14 protein-coding genes are annotated in these 18948 nt (G+C 67.9%); 10 read left to right on the plus strand and 4 right to left on the minus strand.

Going from position 1 to position 18948, the window contains the following annotated elements; translation table 11 throughout:
- Positions 1 to 3: 3 nt before the first annotated feature.
- Positions 4 to 1140, minus strand: coding sequence for an ATP phosphoribosyltransferase regulatory subunit (locus ACIDOCELLA78_RS000000104425; protein ID WP_201728551.1), 1137 nt, complete (start codon positions 1138 to 1140; stop codon positions 4 to 6).
- Positions 1141 to 1290: 150 nt separating this feature from the next.
- On the opposite strand from ACIDOCELLA78_RS000000104425, the gene ACIDOCELLA78_RS000000104430 reads away from it, so the two are divergent.
- Both ACIDOCELLA78_RS000000104430 and ACIDOCELLA78_RS000000104435 read left to right on the plus strand, forming a co-directional pair.
- Positions 1291 to 2748, plus strand: a complete 1458-nt coding sequence (locus ACIDOCELLA78_RS000000104430; protein WP_201728552.1) for an MBOAT family protein — start codon at positions 1291 to 1293, stop codon at positions 2746 to 2748.
- Positions 2748 to 3818 carry a hypothetical protein gene (locus tag ACIDOCELLA78_RS000000104435; protein ID WP_201728553.1) on the plus strand — a complete coding sequence of 357 codons (1071 nt, stop codon included), beginning with the start codon at positions 2748 to 2750 and terminating at the stop codon, positions 3816 to 3818. The genes ACIDOCELLA78_RS000000104430 and ACIDOCELLA78_RS000000104435 overlap by 1 nt, the downstream gene beginning before the upstream one ends.
- Here the strand turns inward: ACIDOCELLA78_RS000000104435 and ACIDOCELLA78_RS000000104440 are convergent.
- Positions 3712 to 4272: a nucleoside 2-deoxyribosyltransferase gene (locus ACIDOCELLA78_RS000000104440; RefSeq protein WP_201728554.1), complete on the minus strand. Its 561-nt coding sequence runs from the start codon at positions 4270 to 4272 to the stop codon at positions 3712 to 3714. The two genes, ACIDOCELLA78_RS000000104435 and ACIDOCELLA78_RS000000104440, sit on opposite strands and share 107 nt — an antisense overlap.
- A complete protein-coding gene (locus ACIDOCELLA78_RS000000104445) occupies positions 4269 to 6266 on the minus strand; it encodes a sigma-54-dependent Fis family transcriptional regulator (protein ID WP_201728555.1) in 1998 nt (665 codons plus the stop codon). Before ACIDOCELLA78_RS000000104445 ends, ACIDOCELLA78_RS000000104440 begins: the two co-directional genes overlap by 4 nt.
- 296 nt (positions 6267 to 6562) lie before the next feature.
- Here ACIDOCELLA78_RS000000104445 and ACIDOCELLA78_RS000000104450 point away from each other — a divergent pair, with 296 nt between their 5' ends.
- From ACIDOCELLA78_RS000000104450 to ACIDOCELLA78_RS000000104475, 6 genes are all read left to right on the plus strand, one after another.
- Positions 6563 to 8410: a methanol/ethanol family PQQ-dependent dehydrogenase gene (locus ACIDOCELLA78_RS000000104450; protein WP_249675729.1), complete on the plus strand. Its 1848-nt coding sequence runs from the start codon at positions 6563 to 6565 to the stop codon at positions 8408 to 8410.
- 152 nt (positions 8411 to 8562) lie between these two features.
- Positions 8563 to 9447: a quinoprotein dehydrogenase-associated putative ABC transporter substrate-binding protein gene (locus ACIDOCELLA78_RS000000104455; RefSeq protein ID WP_201728556.1), complete on the plus strand. Its 885-nt coding sequence runs from the start codon at positions 8563 to 8565 to the stop codon at positions 9445 to 9447.
- 42 nt (positions 9448 to 9489) lie between these two features.
- Positions 9490 to 10239, plus strand: coding sequence for a c-type cytochrome (locus ACIDOCELLA78_RS000000104460; RefSeq protein WP_201728557.1), 750 nt, complete (start codon positions 9490 to 9492; stop codon positions 10237 to 10239).
- Positions 10240 to 10461: 222 nt separating this feature from the next.
- On the plus strand, positions 10462 to 11034 hold the full coding sequence (gene gfa / locus ACIDOCELLA78_RS000000104465) for an S-(hydroxymethyl)glutathione synthase (protein WP_201728558.1): 573 nt from the start codon (positions 10462 to 10464) through the stop codon (positions 11032 to 11034).
- A gap of 92 nt (positions 11035 to 11126) precedes the next feature.
- Positions 11127 to 12236 carry an S-(hydroxymethyl)glutathione dehydrogenase/class III alcohol dehydrogenase gene (locus tag ACIDOCELLA78_RS000000104470; RefSeq protein WP_201728559.1) on the plus strand — a complete coding sequence of 370 codons (1110 nt, stop codon included), beginning with the start codon at positions 11127 to 11129 and terminating at the stop codon, positions 12234 to 12236.
- The gene (locus ACIDOCELLA78_RS000000104475) at positions 12236 to 14341 is read left to right on the plus strand and encodes a TonB-dependent receptor (RefSeq protein ID WP_201728560.1); all 2106 of its coding nucleotides are present in this window, start codon (positions 12236 to 12238) and stop codon (positions 14339 to 14341) included. The genes ACIDOCELLA78_RS000000104470 and ACIDOCELLA78_RS000000104475 overlap by 1 nt, the downstream gene beginning before the upstream one ends.
- Positions 14342 to 14364: 23 nt before the next feature.
- On the opposite strand, the gene ACIDOCELLA78_RS000000104480 is transcribed toward ACIDOCELLA78_RS000000104475, so the two are convergent.
- A complete protein-coding gene (locus ACIDOCELLA78_RS000000104480; RefSeq protein ID WP_201728561.1) occupies positions 14365 to 15771 on the minus strand; it encodes an FAD-binding oxidoreductase in 1407 nt (468 codons plus the stop codon).
- A 194-nt stretch (positions 15772 to 15965) separates the two neighbouring features.
- Between ACIDOCELLA78_RS000000104480 and ACIDOCELLA78_RS000000104485 the strand changes: the two genes are divergently transcribed.
- Both ACIDOCELLA78_RS000000104485 and ACIDOCELLA78_RS000000104490 read left to right on the plus strand, forming a co-directional pair.
- The gene (locus ACIDOCELLA78_RS000000104485; RefSeq protein WP_201728562.1) at positions 15966 to 17630 is read left to right on the plus strand and encodes a PQQ-binding-like beta-propeller repeat protein; all 1665 of its coding nucleotides are present in this window, start codon (positions 15966 to 15968) and stop codon (positions 17628 to 17630) included.
- Positions 17630 to 18874: a c-type cytochrome gene (locus ACIDOCELLA78_RS000000104490; RefSeq protein ID WP_201728563.1), complete on the plus strand. Its 1245-nt coding sequence runs from the start codon at positions 17630 to 17632 to the stop codon at positions 18872 to 18874. Before ACIDOCELLA78_RS000000104485 ends, ACIDOCELLA78_RS000000104490 begins: the two co-directional genes overlap by 1 nt.
- Positions 18875 to 18948: the final 74 nt, after the last annotated feature.

The raw sequence follows: 18948 nt of genomic DNA on the forward strand, positions 1-18948 counted from the left end.
GCGTTATCCTTCGAGCGGAACGGCGCGGCCCTCGCGCCAGAGATGGGAGCAGGACAGGCGGCGCGCCTCGGCGGCGTCATCCGCCGCGGCGGCGAGGCCGCGAATGGTCGCGAAGCCCTCGGCGCGGGCGCGGGCCCCGGCATCGGCCGGGGTGCCGGCGGGCAGGAACAGGCGCGGGCGCAGGGAAGGGCGCGGGGCGACGGCGAGGATCGTGTCGGGATAGAGGGTGATCCCGGTCGCCGATTCGCCATTGTCGCAGAGATAGCGCCCGCCGCGGCCGAACTCGGCCTGGCGGCCGGGCGCGAAGATCGTGAGGGCGACGCCGGTATGGTAGCGGTAGCCGCGGAACTCGACCGGGTCGATGGTCAGCCGCAAGGCCGGCATCAGCGCGCGAATGGCGGCGACCGTGGCGCTCAGCCGGTCCGCCAGGGCACGAACCGGGGCGGGCAGGTCGATCGCCGCGAGGCGGACGATCGCGGTCTCGGCGGTGCCGGCGGCATCCAGCAGGGCGAGCAGCGTCGGGGCCAGCGCGCCGCCATGCGCCGCGATCTCGGCGGCGTCCTTGCGGTCGAGCGCGCGGACCAGCGCGGTGTGGGCCGAGGTGTCGCCCAGCAAGGCGGGGATCAGCGGCGGCATGGTCAGATCGACGCTGACCTCGCCGATGCCGGTCGCCGCGAGCGCGGCGGCGGCGGTGATGATGATCTCGGCGTCGGCCGCCGGCAGATCCGGCCCGATCAGCTCGATGCCCGCCTGCGCCACCTGCCGCTCGGGGGCGAGCTGCGAGCCGCGCACCAGCAGGCACTGCCCGGCATAGGCGAGGCGCAGCGGCCTTGCGGCGGCGGCGAGCCTTGTCGTGGCGATGCGGGCGATCTGCGGCGTGGTGTCGGCGCGCACGCCCATCATCCGCTGCGATTCGGGGTCCATCAGCCGGAAGGTCTGCTCGGCCACGGCCGCACCGCTGCCGGCGAGCAGCGTGGTCTCGAACTCGACCAGCGGCGGCTTGACCCGCTGATAGCCATGCGCGCCGAAGCTCGCCGTCAGCGTTTCGGTCAACCGCGCCTCGGCCTCGGCGTCCGGCGGCAGCAGGTCGGTGAAGCCCGCGGGCAGCAAAGCGGGGTGGGGCGGCAGGTCGTCGGTCATGTCGATACGGGTTCCGGCGCGGCGTGGGGAAGGCCCGGAGGGGCCGGGCTCGCGCGGCCTATAGCATCCGGTGCCGCCGGGGCCAATTCGGGGTAGAAATCGCCCGCGCCGCGTGGCAAGGTATTTTCAACCTAAGCGAGTATTTTAATCGTGCTTTTCAACGCGGCTCCTTTCGTCTTCGGGTTTCTGCCGGTGTTTCTGGCCAGCTTTGCCCTTGCCGGGCGGATTGCCGGGGCGCGAGCGGCGCTCGGCCTGCTGCTGCTGGCGAGCCTCGTGTTCTACGGCTGGTGGAAGCCGCTGCTGCTGCCGCTGCTGGCCGGATCGATCCTCGGCAATTACGCGCTGGCGGCGGCGATGCGGCGCTCGCCCCGGCCGCGTCGCTGGCTCATTGGCGGGCTCGCGGCGAATCTTCTGCTGCTCGGCTGGTTCAAATATGCCGGGCTGCTGGCGGCGACGGGCGCGGCGCTGCTCGGCCTGCCCGCGCCGGCGATCGTCATCCTGCTGCCGCTCGGCATCAGCTTCTTCACCTTCCAGCAGGTGATGTATCTGGTCGATACCGCGCGCGGCGAGGTGCCCGCCTGCGGCTTTCTCGACTATGCCTGTTTCGTCGCCTTCTTCGCGCATCTGATCGCCGGGCCGATCGTCCGCCCGGGCGAGATCATCCCGCAATTCGCCCGCCATCGCGGCCGGCTGCGGCATGACGACCTCGTGGCCGGCATCGAAATCTTCCTCCTCGGCCTCGGCAAGAAGCTGGTGCTGGCCGACAGCCTCGCCCGCTTCGCCGATCCGGGGTTCGCGGCGGCGGCGGCGGGGCATTCGCTCTCGCTCGTCGAGGCGTGGCTGGCGCTGCTCGCCTATGGCGCGCAGATCTATTTCGACTTCTCCGGCTATTCGGACATGGCGATCGGCCTCGCCCGGATGATCGGCATCGGCTTTCCGCTGAATTTCCGCAGCCCCTGCCAGGCGCGCGACATCTCGGATTTCTGGCGGCGCTGGAACATCACCCTGTCCTGCTTCCTGCGCGACTATCTCTACATCCCGCTCGGCGGCAACCGCTGTGGCGAGGCGCGGCGCAACCTCAACCTGATGATCACCATGCTGCTCGGCGGGCTTTGGCATGGCGCCGCGTGGTCGTTCATGCTGTGGGGCGGGCTGCACGGGCTTTATCTCGTGATCCATCACCAGTGGCGGCGGTTAGGGACGCGTCTGCCCCGGTTGGCGGCGCAGGGGCTGACGCTGCTCGCCGTGCTGCTGGCCTGGGTGCCGTTCCGCGCCGAAAGCCTTGCGGCCTGCCGGATCATGCTGCGCGGTCTCGCCGGCGCCGGCGGGGTGCTGCTGCCGCGCCAGATCATCGCCGCGATTCCCGCGCTCGGCGCGATCGCCCAGCCCGTCGCGGTGCTGCCCTGGCTCGGCGCGGCGCGGACGATGAGCGTGGTGCAGGCGGCGGCGCTGATCGGCCTCGCCTGGGGGATCATGCTGCTGTCGCCCGATATCCACGCGCTCGGCGCGCGCGGCCGCAACGCGGCGCTCATCGCCGGCTTCGCCTTCACCGCGCAGGCGCTGATCTTCGCGCCCTATGCGCGGCCCTTCATCTATTTCCAGTTCTGATGCGCCGTCTGCTTCTCTGCGCCATCGCCTCGCTCGCGCTCTACCTCGCTTCCTTCGCCTTTCTGCTCGACCGTCCGCTCTCGCTCGGCCTGCTGCGGCTGGAGATGCGCGAGAAACTCGCCCGCGGCGCGGCGCTGCCTTCGCCGAAGCTGGTGATCCTCGCCGGCTCGAACGGGCCCTATTCGCATTCCTGCCGGGTGATGGGGGCGATGCTGGGGGTGCGATGCGAGAACGGCGGCATCGCCGTCGGCATCGGGCTCGACGATCTGTTTCGCCGCTGGCTACCCCTGCTGCATCGCGGCGACATCGCCTACCTGCCGATGGAGGTGCAGCAATACGTCGTCAGCCGCGCGGCCAACCGGATGGATGTCGATGGCGCCATGCTGTTCCGTCACGACCGCGCGCTGCTCTGGCGGCTGCCGCCGGGGCGGATTCTGGGGGCGGCCTTCGACAACACCATGCCGGACGGGCTGGAGGCGCTGGCCGAGATGGCGGCGCGGGCGGCGGGGCTTGGCCATCTGCGCGCCCGCCTCGCCCGCGAGGAGGATGCGGAGGGCGACGAGATCGGCACCTCGCTCGCCACCGCCGACCGGTCTTTCCTCGCCGGGCTGCATCGGGTCGAGCCGTCGGCGCGGGAGATCCGCCGCGGCTATGGCGCGGTGCTGATCGCCCGGTTCGTCACTGCCGCGACGGCGCGGGGGGTGATCGTGATCGGCGGGCTGCCCACCGATTTCCGCGATGTGCGCCTGCCGGAGGCCGATCTGCGCGCCATCCGCGCCGTCTATCTGCGCCATGGCGGGCGGTTCCTCGAACTCGCCAACCGCAGCCGCTATCCGCGCGCCGATTTCTACAACAGCGAGGATCACCTGGCGCAGCCCTGCCAGTATTTCCACAGCCTGCTGGTGGCGCGCGGCCTCGCCCGGCTGCTCCATCGCAAGCTGACCGCGCCGGCGTCGGCGATGCTCAGCCTGGCGGCGACCTGCCCGCAAGAAACGCTGCCGCCCGCGCAACACAGCGTTCGAACGTCGCGAGCGAGTCGAACGGCAGATCCTGCCCGTCCGGCGGGGTGAGCAGCCCGCCTTCCAGCGCGCCGATCATCATCAGGTTGTCGCCCAGGCCGAAATCCTCGATCGCGGTGCCAGGCAGCGGATCGGGCTGGGCCGCGACCTGCATGCGGCTGCGGGCGGCGAACGGGGTGGCGGCGTTGGAATAGCCGAAACAGGGGCGGCGGCGGCCGAGGAACCAGCCCAGCTCGACCAGCGTGCCGGCATCGGCCGAGGCGCCGCGAAACGGGGTGAGATGGGCGATGACGATGTCGCTGGCCTCCATCATCGCCACATCCTGGCGGAAGATCGCCTGCCACAGTGCCTCGCCCGGCCGGCATTCCGGGGCCGGCGCGTCGAGCGGAGCGAGCGCCTCGATGCCATGCCGCGCCGCGATGGCGATCCTGCGCGCGGCATGCGCGGCGGCGCCGGGCAGGAACAGGTCCGGCCCGGCGAGATAGGCGACCGGGCGGCGCGTCACTTCGGCTCGTTCATCAGGCCGAAGCGGTGCAGCTTGCGGTAGAGCGTGTTGCGGCTCATGCCGAGGCTGGCGGCGGTGGTGCCGATGCGCCAGTGATGCTCGTCGAGCGCCGCGACGATCCGCGCGCGTTCGGGGTCGGGGCTGGGCGCAGCCGGCGGCGGTGCCGCTGCGGCGGCGTCGAGCCGCTCGGCGATCACATGCGGGAGGTGATGCACCTCGATCCGGCCGGAATCGGCGAAGGCGAGGGCGGTGCGCAGCGTGTTGCGCAGTTCGCGGATATTGCCCGGCCAGTCATAGGCGGTCATCGCCGCCATCGCGGCGGGGGCGATGGTGACCGCGCCGTCCTCGCTTTCCTCGGCGCAGATCGTCTCGATCAGCTGTTGCCGGTCGGCCCGTCCGCGCAGCCCCGGCATGGTGAGGGCGACGCCGTTGAGCCGGTAATACAGATCCATGCGGAACGCGCCGCGCGCGACCATCGCCTCCAGGTCGCGGTGGGTGGCGCTGATCACCCTGATATCGACATTGATCGGCGTCGTGCTGCCGAGCGGGACGATCTCGCGCTCCTCGAGCAGGCGCAGCAGCCGCGCCTGGATGGCGAGCGGCATGTCGCCGATCTCGTCGAGAAAGAGGGTGCCGCCATGCGCCGCCACCGCCTTGCCGCGCGCCCCGCCGGGCCGCGCGCCGGTGAAGGCGCCGGCCTCGTAGCCGAACAGCTCGCTCTCGATCAGCTGCTCGGGGATCGCGGCGCAGCTCATGGCGACGAAGGGCGCGCCGCTGCGGCCGCTGGCGTTGTGGATGGCGCGGGCGAACGTGTCCTTGCCGGTGCCGGTTTCGCCGAGGAGAAGAATGTTGATGTCGCGGTTCATCACCCGCTCGGCGCGCCAGACATTGTGCGCCATCGCCGGGTCGGCGCCGGCGAGGGCGGCGAGCGAGGGCGGGGTGTCGCGGCGCGGCCGGGTCATGGCGGGCAGTTTCCGTGCGGTGCGCGGTTCCACCACCCCCAGCGCGCGGCGCGAGGCGGTGGCGCCGGCGGCAAGGCGCGCGCGGGCGCGTTTCGCCGGCCAGACGCTGGCGAAGCCGTGCCGGTCGTCGCCATGGGCGATCGGCCAGATGGCGAAAGGCTGGGTTTCGGCGTGTTCCATCAGCCGGTCGAGCGAGATGTCGAACACCTCGGCGACGCTGCGGCCAACCAGCGTCTCGTGCCCGCTGGCGCCGAGCATGGCGGGCACCGAATTGTCCACCGCCCGGATCAGCCCGTCCCCGTCGACGGCGAGCAGCGAGTCATAGGGCAGGCCGACGAGTTCGGGGCGCTCGTGAAAGCGCATGATCATGCAGTCGCGGAAACTGTTGGTGAAATGCAGCTGCTCGATGATGCGGGCGGACATGCTGACCAGGGCGATGGTGGGCACCTGGGCGGCGCGGCTGTCATCGCAATCGAGGCAGGTGGCGTCGATCGCGCCGAGCAGCCGGCCATTCGCCCCCCAGACCGGCACCGCCGAGCAGGTCATGTTGTTGTTGCAGGTGAAGAAATGCTCGTCGCGATGAACAACGCGCGAGCGCCGGTCGTGCAGCGAGGTGCCAGGGCCGTTCACCCCGGCATGCGGCTCGTCCCACAGGAAGCCGGGCACCATGTTCGCCGCCTGCGCGCGGGCGGCATTGGCGCTGTCGGTAAAGACGTCGAGCACGGTGCCCTCGGCGTCGGTCAGCATCAGCACGTAGCGCGATGGTGTGGCGGACGTTCCGGTCTGCTGGCCGATCTGCCCGAGCAGCCGGTGCATCTCGACCCGGCCGAGCCGCTCGAACAGCGCGTGTTCCTCGCGGATGTGGCACAGCGCCGCCCCGCCGACATGCACCGCCGCCGGCGGCGCCTCCGGGTTCAGCCCGTACTCGTCGCGGCACCGCCGCCATGCCGCCTCGATATAGTCCTCGTGCCGGAAATCCCGGCCGGGCGGCGCCATCGCGGCATGCACCTGCCCATGTTTCACGTCGGTCATCTTCTGGTCGCTCCCCTGACCGTATCCGCCGCCGTTCCGCATGCCGGTCTTGTGCCGGCTCGTCGTGTGACGACAACGCGAGACAGAGTGTTCCACACAAATTACACATTGTCACCCCGATTTGCCGCGATCCGCCGGCGGCGGAACCACAACCTCCGGATTTGTGCCGCCCCGGCGCGGCCGGCACGATTGGCACGCGAATTGCCTATGCTCATGCCAGCCGGGGGAATCCGGTAACGCGTCAAACGTCCGCAGCCGTCGTCATGTGGCGCCGGCGCGCATTTGGAGGGAGCGTAATGACAAGACTTGGGACGAAATCGCTGAAGCGGTCGCTGCTGGCGGCCAGTTTCGGCATTCTGGGGGCAGGGGCGCTTGTGCTTTCGGCGCAGGCGGCCACGTCGGGCAGCGCCAATGAGTCGCTGCTGCAGATGCAGAAGAACGCCAATGACTGGGTGATGCCAACCGGCACCTACAATAACTGGCGCTACAGCACGCTTGACCAGATCAACGCGAAGAACGCGAAGAACCTGCAGGTCGCGTGGACGATGTCGACCGGGACGGATCGCGGCCTCGAAGGCCAGCCGATCGTCGTCGGCAACATGATGTATTACGAGACGTCCTATCCGAACTACGTCTACGCCATCAATCTGGATCATCCCGACCAGATCGCCTGGAAATACACCCCGCCGCGCAACACGAACGCGCCGCCGGTCGCCTGCTGCGACGTCGTCAACCGCGGTCCGGCCTATGCCGATGGCATGGTCTTCATCGACGCGCTCGACGCCCGCCTCTATGCGCTCGACGCCAAGACCGGCAAGGTCGTGTGGTCGGCCGATAACGGGCATCCGACCGCGGGCCAGACCATGACCGGCGCGCCGATGGTCGTCGGCAACAATGTCATCATCGGCATCGCCGGCGGTGAATACGGCGTGCGCGGCTACATCACCGCCTACAACATCCACACCGGCAAGATGGTCTGGCGCGGCTACAGCGAAGGCCCGTCGAAGGACACGCTGATCGATCCGGCCACCACGATCGACGGCGCGACCGGCAAGCCCGTCGGCCCGCATTCCAGCACCAAGACCTGGCAGGGCGACGAGTGGAAAGTGGGCGGCGGCACCACCTGGGGCTGGTATTCCTACGATCCGAAGCTGAACCTGATCTATTACGGGTCGGGCAATCCCGGCACCTGGAACCCGAGCCAGCGCCCCGGCAAGAACCGCTGGTCGATGACCATCTGGGCCCGCAACCCCGAGACCGGCAAGGTCAAGTGGGTCTACCAGATGACCCCGCATGACGGCTGGGACTATGACGGCGTGAACGAGATGGTTCTCGTCAACGTCAAGGATCACGGCAAGGAAGTCCCGGCGCTGGTGCATTTCGACCGCAACGGCTTCAGCTATGTCATGAACCGCGCGAACGGCAGCCCGATCGCGATCCACAAATACGACCCCTCGGTGAACTGGGCGACCGGGATCAACCCCAAGACCAACGAGCCGATCGTCGATCCCGCCAAGATGACCGAGGCGGGCAAGAACGTGAAGGACATCTGCCCCTCGTCGCAGGGCGACAAGGACGAGCAGCCGGTTTCCTACGATCCGAAGACCGGCCTGTTCTACGCGCCGCTGAACCACCTGTGCATGAGCTACCAGGCGTTCAACGTGAAGTACAAGTCCGGCTTCCCGTTCGTCGGCGCCATCGTGAACATGATCCCGGGGCCGGGCGGCTATCGCGGCCGCTTCATCGCCTATGACCCGATGACCGGCAAGACCAAGTGGCAGATCCACGACATGTTCCAGGATTGGGGCGGCGCGCTGACCACGGCGGGCAATGTCGCGTTCTACGGCACGCTGAAGGGGATGTTCCGCGCGGTGGACATCAACACCGGCAAGATCCTCTACCAGTTCAAGACGCCGTCCGGCATCATCGGCAACCCGATCACCTACATGCATGACGGCAAGCAGTATGTGGCGGTGCTGAGCGGTGTCGGCGGCTGGGCCGCGATCGGCATGGCGGACAACCTGCACAAATCCTCCGCCGGTCTCGGCGCCGTGGGTCTGAACGCCACGCTGACCGACTACACCAACCTTGGCGGCACGCTGATGGTGTTCTCGCTGCCCTCGAAAGTGGCCAGCGCGAACTGAGGCGCGTCTTGACCATCCAGCCCGGGTCGCTCCCCTGCCCGGGCTGGAGCTTTTTCTGCCTTGCCCGCCCGAGCGCCGCCACGCGCGGCGGGTGCCTGCAACGACAGGAACCGGCCCGATATCCGGCCGGCCACGCTGACGGAGTGAAACCCATGAAATCGTCGATGATCCGCTGGATGATGTTCGCGGGCTGTGCCGCCTTCCTCGCCGCCACCCCCGAGGGCAGCGCCGCGGCCAGCACAACCGCTCAGCCCTCCAAGACCAGCCCCGCCGCGAGCGCTCACGTGCTGCGCGTCTGCGCCGATCCGGGCTACCTGCCCTACTCGAACCGCGCCGGCGAGGGCTTCGAGAACAAGATCGCCGAACTCGTCGCCCGGGCGATGGGCCGCAAGCTCGAATACACCTGGGCGAGCTACCGCGCGCATGGCGGCTTCTCGAACTTCCTCGCCCTCAATCTCGACGCGCACAAATGCGACGTCATCATGAACCTGCCAACCGGCGACAACGAGGAACTGGCCACCAAGCCCTATTACCGCTCCTCCTACGTGTTCGTGACCCGCAAGGACAAGCACCTGCATATCCGCTCGATGCGCTCGGTCTCGATGCATTCGGTCAGGATCGGGTTCGAGGCGGAAACCACGCCGGAGACCGCGGTCAAGATTCTCGGCCTGATCCGCAACGCCGTGGTGTTCCACGTCGCCGGCAATCCCGCCGCCTCGCCGCGCGAACTGCTCCAGGCGGTGCAGGATGGCAAGGTCGGCGTGATGGTGACCTGGGAGCCGGCGATCGGCGCCTTCATGAAGGACTACCCCGATCTGCAACTGCGCCGGGTGCCGTCGGAGGAATACGGCCCGGGTCTGCCGGCGGTGCATTATTCCTACGCGATGTCGATGGGCGTGCGGAAGGGCGACACCGCGCTGCGCGCCGAACTCGACAAGGTGATCGCCACCCACAAGGCCGAGATCGCCGCGACGCTCGCGAAATTCAACGTCGGACTGCTGCCCAACCCGCGTCATTACAATTATTCCAACGGCTGAACCCGGCCGCGCCACGATCCGAAGCATGAGAAAGTGATACGCATGACCAAGAGTTCGATTTCATCATTCATTGGCGCGAGCGTGATCGCCGCCGCCGGCGCCGGGTTGCTGAGCGCCGCCGCCTTCGCCGCAGGCGGCGCCGGCGCGATGCCGAAGGGCGAGCAGCTCGCCAAGGGGAGCGACTGTTTCTCCTGCCACGCGATCAACCAGAAGGTCGTCGGCCCCGCTTTCGACGCGGTGGCGCAGAAATTCGCCGGCCAGTCCGGCGCCGAGGACACGCTGGTGAACGCGATCCGCAAGGGGCATGTCGGCACCTGGGGCAAGATCCCGATGCCCGCCCACCCGCAGCTCTCGGAAGCCGACACCAAGGAGATCGTCTCCTGGATTCTCAGCCTCAAGGGCGCGAAGGCCGCGAGCGCGCCCGCCGCCGCCGGCAAGACCTACAGCTACAAGGTCAACGGCAAGACCGTGAAGGTCGATTTCCCGATCTTCCAGCCCGGCACCGACAAGGTGACCAAGGATGTCTTCCGCGGCTACGAGCTGTTCAACTCCTACTGCTTCCGCTGCCATGGCGAGGATGCCGTGGGCGGCTCCTACGCGCCCAATCTGCGGGCGTCGCTCAACAACGGCATGACCGAGGCCGGCTTCACCAATGTCGCGATGACCGGGGTGAAGGCGAAGGGCATGCCGAGCTGGGCCGGGTTCTTCACCCCGCACCAGATCCGCGTGATCTACGAATATGTGAAGGCCCGCGCGGTGGGCGCCGTCGGCACCGGCGCGCCCAAGGAGTGAGGGGGCGGGGCGCGGTCCCGCACCCCGACACGCTGTCCTGTTCCTGAAAGTCCCGGGTGAGTTTCAGGAACAGGCGCGAAACCGGACGACTGATCTCGCGGGTGTCCGGCCTCGATCCGGGAGCGGCCCGAGTGCGGGCTCGCGATACCGGAGCGCCGTCCGCCCGGATGGCGTCGTCTGATCGGCTTAAGGATGATCCAACCAAGATAGGGAGTCAGAAACATGGCCATCTCGCTGCATCCGTCCATCGATAACGGCATCAGGCCGGGCTCGTCCGGCTTCGCCGGCGGCACGCTGCGCTGCCACTGCCCGAGCCACCAGGTGGTGGTGCGGATCGATTCGCAGACCGCGCACAACCACGCCTGCGGCTGTTCCAAATGCTGGAAGCCGGCAGGCGCGAAATTCTCGATCGTCGCCGTCGTGCCGCGGGACAAGGTTCACGTCGTCGAGAACGGCAACAAGCTGCATATCGTCGATCACAACGCGGTCATCCAGCGCCATGCCTGCCGCGAATGCGGCGTGCACATGTTCGGCCGCATCGAGAACAAGGACCATCCGTTCTACGGGCTCGATTTCGTGCATACCGAGCTGTCGTCCGACCAGGGCTGGTCGGCGCCGGAATTCGCCGCCTTCGTCTCCTCGGTGATCGAGCAGGGCACGCCGCCGGCCGAGATGGGCGCCATCCGCGCGCGCTTGAAGGAACTCGGCCTCGAGCCGTATGACTGCCTGTCGCCGCCGCTGATGGACGCCATCGCGACCCATGTCGCGAAGGCGAACGGCAAGCTCGCGGCCTGATCGCCCGGCGGGTCGCACCCGCCAGGACGGCATCCATTGCCCGGCCGGGTGAACGCATCCGGCCGGCTTACGCTCACAGGAGGATAGATACGATGGACGTTCGCGCCGCGATTGCGTGGAAAGCCGGTGAAAAGCTCGAACTCGGCACGGTCCGCCTGGAAGGACCGAAGGCGGGCGAGGTTCTGGTCGAGGTCAAGGCCACCGGCATCTGCCACACGGACGAATACACGCTTTCGGGCGCGGACCCCGAAGGGCTGTTTCCAGCCATTTTCGGCCATGAGGGGGCGGGTGTCGTGGTCGATGTCGGCCCCGGCGTGACCAGCGTGAAGAAGGGCGATCACGTGATTCCGCTCTACACGCCGGAATGCCGGCAGTGCAAATCCTGCCTCTCGCGCAAGACCAATCTCTGCACCGCGATCCGCGCGACCCAGGGCAAGGGCGTGATGCCGGATGGCACCTCGCGCTTCTCCTGCGATGGCGAGCCGGTGATGCACTACATGGGCTGCTCGACCTTCGCCAACTACACCGTGCTGCCGGAAATCGCGGTGGCCAAGGTGCGCGAGGACGCCCCCTTCGACAAGATCTGCTATATCGGCTGCGGCGTCACGACGGGCATCGGCGCCGTGATCAACACCGCCAAGGTGCAGCCGGGCGACAATGTCGTCGTCTTCGGTCTCGGCGGCATCGGCCTGAACGTGATCCAGGGCGCGCGGCTCGCCGGGGCGAACATGATCGTCGGCGTCGATCTCAACAACGCCCGCAAGCCGATGGCCGAGAAATTCGGCATGACGCATTTCGTCAACCCGGCCGAGATCGGCGAGGATCTCGTCCCCTATCTCGTCAACCTCACCGATGGCGGCGCCGACTATTCCTTCGAGTGCATCGGCAACGTGAAGGTGATGCGCCAGGCGCTGGAATGCTGCCATCGCGGCTGGGGCACCTCGATCATCATCGGCGTCGCCGGCGCGGGGCAGGAAATCTCCACCCGCCCGTTCCAGCTGGTGACCGGGCGCAACTGGCGCGGCACCGCGTTCGGCGGCGCGCGCGGCCGCACCGACGTGCCGAAAATCGTCGACTGGTACATGAACGGCAAGATCAATATCGACGATCTGATCACCCATGTGCTGCCCTTCGAGCAGATCAACGAAGGCTTCGAGCTGATGCGCAAGGGCGAGAGCATCCGCAGCGTCGTCGTGTACTGATGTCCCGCCGGCTCCGCCTGCTCGCCGTGTCCCTCCTCGGGGGCACGGCGTTCGCCGCCCCGGCGTTCGGTCAGGTGGCAAAACCGCTGATCGTGCCTTCGCCGGGCGAGATCGCGATCCGCAGGATCGTGGTGAGCGCGACCCGCACGCCGGAGCCGAGCTTCGATGTTCCGGTGTCGATCTACAGTGTCTCCGGCCATCAGGTCAGCCTCGCCAACGAGGAGGAAAACCTCAGCGAGACGCTGAACCGCGTGCCCGGCATCGATGTGCAGAACCGGCAGGACTACGCGCAGGGGCTGCGCATCACCTCGCGCGGCTTCGGCGCGCAGACGCCGTTCGGCGTGCGCAACATCCGCATCCTCGTCGATGGCATGACGCTGACCGGGCCGGACGGGACGACCGATTCCGAGGTGATCGACCTTGGCGACATCAACCGGATCGAGGTGCTGACCGGCCCCTTCTCGGTGCTCTACGGCAATGCCTCGGGCGGCGTGATCCAGGTGTTCAGCAAGGATGGCCCGGCGCGGCCAACGGTGAGCGGCGGCATCACCGCCGCCTCCTATGGCGGCTGGCGCGTCGGCGCGAGCTATGGCGGCACGGCGGGCTTCGGGCGCGGCGGCTCGTTCAACTACATGATGAACGCGTCGGATTTCTACACCGGCGGCTATCGCCAGCACAGCGCCGCCCGGCGCCAGCAATTCTACGGCAAGTTCCGCGTGCAGGTGAACCCGGACACCAGCTACACGCTGCTGGTCGACGGTCTGAACGAACCCTATTCCGAAGACCCCGGCGGGCTGACCGCGGCGCAGTATCACGCCGATCCGACCCAGGCGGGAACCAACACCGAAGCATTCGGCACCCGCAAGGTGCTGCGCCATCTGCAATTCGGTCTCGTCTTCAACCATCGGTTCAACGCGCATAACGCCATGCGCGTCGTCGTCTACGAGGCGACGCATTCGGTGCTGCAGTTCCTGCCCTTCACCGGCAGTTTCGCCGCATCCGGCGGCGGCGTGGTCGATCTCGCCCGCAAGTCCGGCGGGATCGATGCCTCCCTGACCCACAAGGACCGGGTGGCCGGCATTCCCGTCACCCTCGTGAGCGGGGTCGATTTCGGCTACGAGCAGCAGCACCGCAAGGGCTATGTCAACGATTACGGCGCGATCGGCGCGCTGCGCCGCAACGAGCAGGATGTGGCGCGCAACGTCGCCGAATACGCGCAGCTCAACGCACACGTGACCAGCCGCGCGACGCTCGTCGTCGGTCTTCGCCACAGCAACGACTATTTCAGCGTGACCGACAATTACGTGACCAGCGCGCTGACCAACGATTCCGGCTCGGTCAGTTACGGCAATACCAGCTTCGTCGCCGGCGCGACCTATCACCTGACGCCGACGACCAATCTCTACGCCGACTATGGCGAGGGATTCGAAACGCCGACGCTCGACCAGCTCGCCTACCTGCCCAATGGCCAGGCGGGCTTCAATTCCGCGCTGCGCCCCACCAGCAGCCAGAATTTCGAGGCCGGGATCAAGAGCCTGATCGGGGCGGCGACCTATCTCCAGCTCGCTGTCTTCCACATCCACACCAACAACGAGATCGAGGTCTCCTCCTCGAAGGATGCGCGGACCGCCTATTCGAACCAGGGGCAGACGGCGCGCAACGGCGTCGATCTCAGCATCGACACGCATCTGCCGCATCATCTCGAGCTGTACGGCTCATATTCGCTGCTGAAGGCGCATTTCCTCGCCAACCAGTTCGCCGGCAAGGCGCTGCCCGGCGTGCCCGACCAGCGCGTCTATGGCGAGATCGACTGGCATGATCCGGCGAGCGGGTTCTATGCCCAGGCGAACGGCCAGTGGCAGAGCCGGATGTATGTCGATTCGCAGAACTCGGCCTATGCGGCGGGGTATTTCACCGCCGGGCTCGCCGCCGGGTTCCGCGAGGATTTCGGGCCGATCCGCTTCAACGAGTTCGCCCGGATCAACAACCTGTTCAACCGCACCTATGTCGGCGCCGTGGTGATCGCGGCGAGCAACGCCACCTATTACGAGCCGGCGCCGGGGCGGAATTTCGTGATCGGCATGCGCGCGCGCTACCGGTTCTGAGCGGGCGGGCCGACGACTTCAGGTCAGAACAGCTTGCCGGGGTTGAGCGTCGCCGCCGGGTCGAGTGCGGTGCGGATGCGGCGCATGATCTCGCGCTCGGGGGCGGCGCGCCAGTGGGCGAAGGCCCCGGTCTTGACCAGGCCGATGCCGTGCTCGGCCGAGAAGCTGCCGTCCAGCTCCATGACGATGGCGTTGACATCCTCCATCAGCGCCTCGGCGCCGGCCATGAAGGCGGCGGGGTCGGCCCCTTCGGGCTGCAGCGCGTTGAGATGGATGTTGCCGTCGCCGATATGCCCGAACGCGACCATGCGCGCGCCCCGGTGGCGGGCGGCGAGCATGGCCTCGGCGCGCTCCAGCAGGGCGGGCACGGCGGCGACCGGCACCGAGACGTCGTTCTTCACCGAGGCGCCGGCGCGGCGCTGCGATTCGGAGAGATGCTCGCGCAGCGCCCAGAAGGCGGCGCGCTGCCCCTGCGATTCGGCGATCGCCGCATCGCCGATCACGCCATCCTCCAGCGCGTCGGCCAGCACGGCCTCCACCGTCTCGCGCAGCCTGTCGCCGCGCCGCGTGCTGGCGAGTTCGAGCAGGACGTAATGCGCCGCCGGGGCCGCGAGCGGCAGGCGGAAATCGGGCATGTGCGCCGCGTTCACCGCCATGGCGGCGCCGGAGATGTATTCGAAGGCGTAGAGTGCAGCCTCGTCCTCGTCGCGGAAGCGGGCGAACAGGTCGAGCACGGCGGCCACGCTGTCGAGGGCGCAGAAGCAGGTCTGATACTGGCGCGGCGCCCGCGCTAGGCGCAGCACGGCGGCGGTGACGATGCCGAGCGTGCCCTCGGCGCCGGCGAAGAGCTGGCGCAGCGCGTAGCCGGTATTGTCCTTGCGCAGCCGGCGCAGCCCGTTCCACACCGTGCCGTCCGCCAGCACCACTTCGAGGCCGAGCACGAGGTCGCGCGCATTGCCGAAGCGCAGCGTATTGTTGCCGCCGGCATTGGTCGAGATCACCCCGCCGATCGTCGCCGATCCCTCCGAGCCGATCGAGAGCGGCAGCAGCGCGCCGGCGGCGCGCGCGGCCTCCTGGGCGGCGCGCAGCGGCACGCCGGCCTCAAGCTCGATGGTCAGCCCCGCGGGGTCGAGGGCGCGCACCGCGTTCATCCGCGCGAGCGAGAGCACCATCTCCCGCCCCGCCGTGGCCGGCACCGCGCCCGCGACCATCGACGTGTTCCCCCCCTGCGGCACCACGGGCACGCCGGCCTCCGCGCAGAGCCGAAGGGCGGCGGCAACGCCCGCGGCGTCGCGCGGGCGCAGCACGGCGCGCGGCGCGTTGCTGAACAGGCCGCGCCAGTCGGCGCCGTAAGGGGCGATCTCGTCGGCGGCGACGAGCACGCCGCCCGGCCCGAGTGCTGCCGCAAGCTGGTCGATCAGGTCTGGCATGGGCCGACTATATCGCCATTTCCCGGCGGGGAAAGCCGCCGGCGCGTGGCGGCGTTGCTCCGTTTGGGAACAGCGTGTCGCCAAACAGACACGAAAGCTTGATCGTTTCACATCTTATGATAGCGTTATCACGCAGTCGCGGGTGCGCCAGCGCGTCCCGGCACGCAGCCTCATTTTCAACAGGGGAAACGAATATGAAGTCGAATCGGATAAAGGGAGGCCGCGGCCTCGTCGGCGGCGTTGCCGCCGCCGCTCTCGTCGCCGGCATTGCCGGGGTTGCCCACGCGGGCGCCATTTCCAACACCACGCCGACTCCGAAGGACTACGCCAACACCGCCGCCAGCAACTCGACCTGGATTCTCGGCGCGAAGAACTACGACAACAACCGCTATGTCGATATCGGCGAGATCACGCCGGACAACGTCTCCAAGCTGAAGCCGGTCTGGACCTTCCAGGTGTCCGACAACGGCCCGATCGAGGCGGCCCCGGTGATCTGGAACGGCACCGCCTACATCACCTCGGCGCATGACCACGTCTATGCGGTCGACGTGAAGACCGGCAAGCTGAAGTGGCAGTTCTCCGACAACCCCCATGTCATCTCCTTCGCCGCCAACCGCGGCGTCACCCTGCTCGATGGCAAGGCCTATCTCGCGACCCTCGATGGTCACCTGATCGCGCTGAACGCGACCACCGGCAAGAAGGTGTTTGACAAGGTCGAGGTCTCCGACACCGCGAACTCGTTCTACACGATGCAGCCGCTGCCCTACACCAACCCCAAGACCGGCAAGACCGTGCTGCTGCTCGGCATCTCCAACGGCGACTGGGGTGGAATCGGCACGATCCAGGCGATCAACCCGACCACCGGCAAGGTCGAGTGGAAATACGAAACCATCCCCGGGCCGGGCCAGAAGGGCAACAAGTCCTGGAGCGGCGATTCGTGGAAGCGCGGCGGCGGCGCCGTGTGGACGATGATGGCGCTCAACCCCAAGACCGGCATGCTCTACGCCAATGCCGGCAACCCGCAGCCGGACTTCAACGGCCCGGCGCGCAAGGGTGCCAACCTCTATTCGGACAGCCTGCTGGCGATCAACATCTCGGGTGCGAAGCCGAAGATGGTCTGGGCCCACCAGTTCATCCCGCACGACACGCATGACTGGGATCCGGTGATGCCGCCGATCCTGTTCAACGGCAAGGTGAACGGGCAGGAAATGCCGCTGGTGGCCGATGGCGACAAGGCCGGCAATTTCTGGCTGCTGAACTCGCAGACCGGCCAGGTGGTGAACCACCTCGCGGTCAGCATGCAGTATCACCTCAACCTGCCGCCGTCGCTGAAGGGCAACGTGGCCTGCCCGAACACCAATGGCGGTGTCGAATACAACGGCGGCAGCTACGATCCGAAGACCAACATGATCTACCTGCCGAGCTCGAACGAGTGCGGCTTCTGGCGGTCGACGAAGAAGGTGGTCTACATCGCCGGTCAGTTCTACCTCGGTGGCGCGTTCCCGAAATTCGTCGGGCCGAACACCGGGCAGTTCAACGCGATCGACGTGAACACCGGCGTCTTCGCGTGGCGCGACAATTCCAAGCTGCCGATGGCGGGCGGCGCCCTCTCGACCTCGACCGGCGTTGTCTTCACCGGTCTCGAGAATGGCGACTTCAACGCCTATGACGCGACCTCCGGCAAGAAGCTGTGGAGCTATGACACCGGCTCCCCGATCATCGCGCCGCCGGTTGCCTTCACCCAGGGCAACACGGAATACGTCGCGGTCGCGTCCGGCCAGGCTGGCAACCAGATGCTGCCGACCATGCCGAAGACCAACAAGGGCACCATGCTGACCATGTTTGCGCTGGCGAAGTAATGTCAGCGACTGGTTTTGCGCGTAGCCTGATCATCGCGGGGGCGGCATTTGCCGCCCTCGCTCTGCCTTGCGCCCATGCCGCGGCACCCACCTCCGACAAGGCGCGCGCGGCGGCGGTGCTGGCGAATATCCGTTCCGCCGTCAGCACGATCATGACCGCCGAGAACGACGCGACCAACGGCCCCGCCCGCTACAAGACGGCCGCGCATCGCGCGATCAACCTGCTTGTCGGCAACAAGGACGAGGCCTATGACGCCGCCGCCGGCCTGCCCGGCGATCCGGCCGGGGCGATCGGCGAGGTCAACACCCTGCTCGACCGCCGCGCCTCGCCGCCCTTCGTGCCGATGCTGCACGGCGTTCTGGTCAACCTGCAATCCTCCGTCGCGAGCCTGCAGGACGCCACCAACGCGCGCGGCCTCGGCGCTTACGAGGTCGACGTGTCGCAGGCGTTGCAGACGCTGGCGATGGCCGAAGGCCGCCCCGGCGCGCATGACGTCTTTGGCGGCATGCTCGGCGCCATGGCCAATACCGGGCTCGGCGTGCCGTCCGGCGCCCCGGTCGAGAACGGTTGCGCTGCGCCGCGCGCGCCGGGCTATGGCATGTCGCAGGGCTGGCTGGTATGGCGGGCCGTGAAGCTCGGCAGCACCCCCATCGCCACCGGCGGTGCCGCCATGGTCAGGAAGGAAGGTTCCATGCTCGTGCTCTACACGCCCGTTGCCGCGATGGTGCAGCATCTCTGCGCCGCCAAGGCGACCCATCACGCCGCGTCGCAGGCGATGATCCGCCCCGCCGCGGCCCCGGTCGCGAAGGCGCCGGCCGCCCGGCTGATCCGCGTCTCCGCCACCAGCAGCGACGGCGCCGTGTCCTACACCATGGCGCAGGCCACGGCGGGCAAGGCGGTGTATTCCGCGCATTGCGCGAGCTGCCACGGCGCCAACCTCCAGGGCGTCGCCGCTCCGGCGATCGCCGGCAAGGACTTCCTGACCACCGCGACCAAGAACGGCTATTCCGCCTCGATCCTGAACACGATCGTCACGCAGAACATGCCGTTCAACGATCCCGGCTCGCTCAAACCGGCGGAATATGCCGATGTCATGGCCTATCTGATGGCGTCGAACTGCTTCCCCGCCGGCAAGACGGCGTTTCCCACCGATCCGGGCAGCGATTTCGGAACGGTGAAACTTTCGACCCCGCTTCATCCGGCCGGCACGCCGGACAAGTTTGGCGTCTGCGTGGTGAAATAACCACTCCGCGCCGATCACCATGAATTCGACCTGGCCGGAGCAGCCTCCGGCCAGGTTTTTTCATTGCGATGCAG

The organism is Acidocella sp. C78, assembly GCF_907164655.1.

Bases quoted from the DNA above. Each gene is read 5' to 3' on its own strand.
- ACIDOCELLA78_RS000000104445 (WP_201728555.1), bottom strand. From the start codon at position 6,266: ATGACCGACGTGAAACATGGGCAGGTGCATGCCGCGATGGCGCCGCCC.
- ACIDOCELLA78_RS000000104480 (WP_201728561.1), bottom strand. From the start codon at position 15,771: ATGCCAGACCTGATCGACCAGCTTGCGGCAGCACTCGGGCCGGGCGGC.
- gfa (WP_201728558.1), top strand. From the start codon at position 10,462: ATGGCCATCTCGCTGCATCCGTCCATCGATAACGGCATCAGGCCGGGC.
- ACIDOCELLA78_RS000000104450 (WP_249675729.1), top strand. From the start codon at position 6,563: ATGACAAGACTTGGGACGAAATCGCTGAAGCGGTCGCTGCTGGCGGCC.
- ACIDOCELLA78_RS000000104460 (WP_201728557.1), top strand. From the start codon at position 9,490: ATGACCAAGAGTTCGATTTCATCATTCATTGGCGCGAGCGTGATCGCC.
- ACIDOCELLA78_RS000000104470 (WP_201728559.1), top strand. From the start codon at position 11,127: ATGGACGTTCGCGCCGCGATTGCGTGGAAAGCCGGTGAAAAGCTCGAA.
- ACIDOCELLA78_RS000000104490 (WP_201728563.1), top strand. From the start codon at position 17,630: ATGTCAGCGACTGGTTTTGCGCGTAGCCTGATCATCGCGGGGGCGGCA.
- ACIDOCELLA78_RS000000104475 (WP_201728560.1), top strand. From the start codon at position 12,236: ATGTCCCGCCGGCTCCGCCTGCTCGCCGTGTCCCTCCTCGGGGGCACG.
- ACIDOCELLA78_RS000000104425 (WP_201728551.1), bottom strand. From the start codon at position 1,140: ATGACCGACGACCTGCCGCCCCACCCCGCTTTGCTGCCCGCGGGCTTC.
- ACIDOCELLA78_RS000000104485 (WP_201728562.1), top strand. From the start codon at position 15,966: ATGAAGTCGAATCGGATAAAGGGAGGCCGCGGCCTCGTCGGCGGCGTT.
- ACIDOCELLA78_RS000000104455 (WP_201728556.1), top strand. From the start codon at position 8,563: ATGAAATCGTCGATGATCCGCTGGATGATGTTCGCGGGCTGTGCCGCC.
- ACIDOCELLA78_RS000000104435 (WP_201728553.1), top strand. From the start codon at position 2,748: ATGCGCCGTCTGCTTCTCTGCGCCATCGCCTCGCTCGCGCTCTACCTC.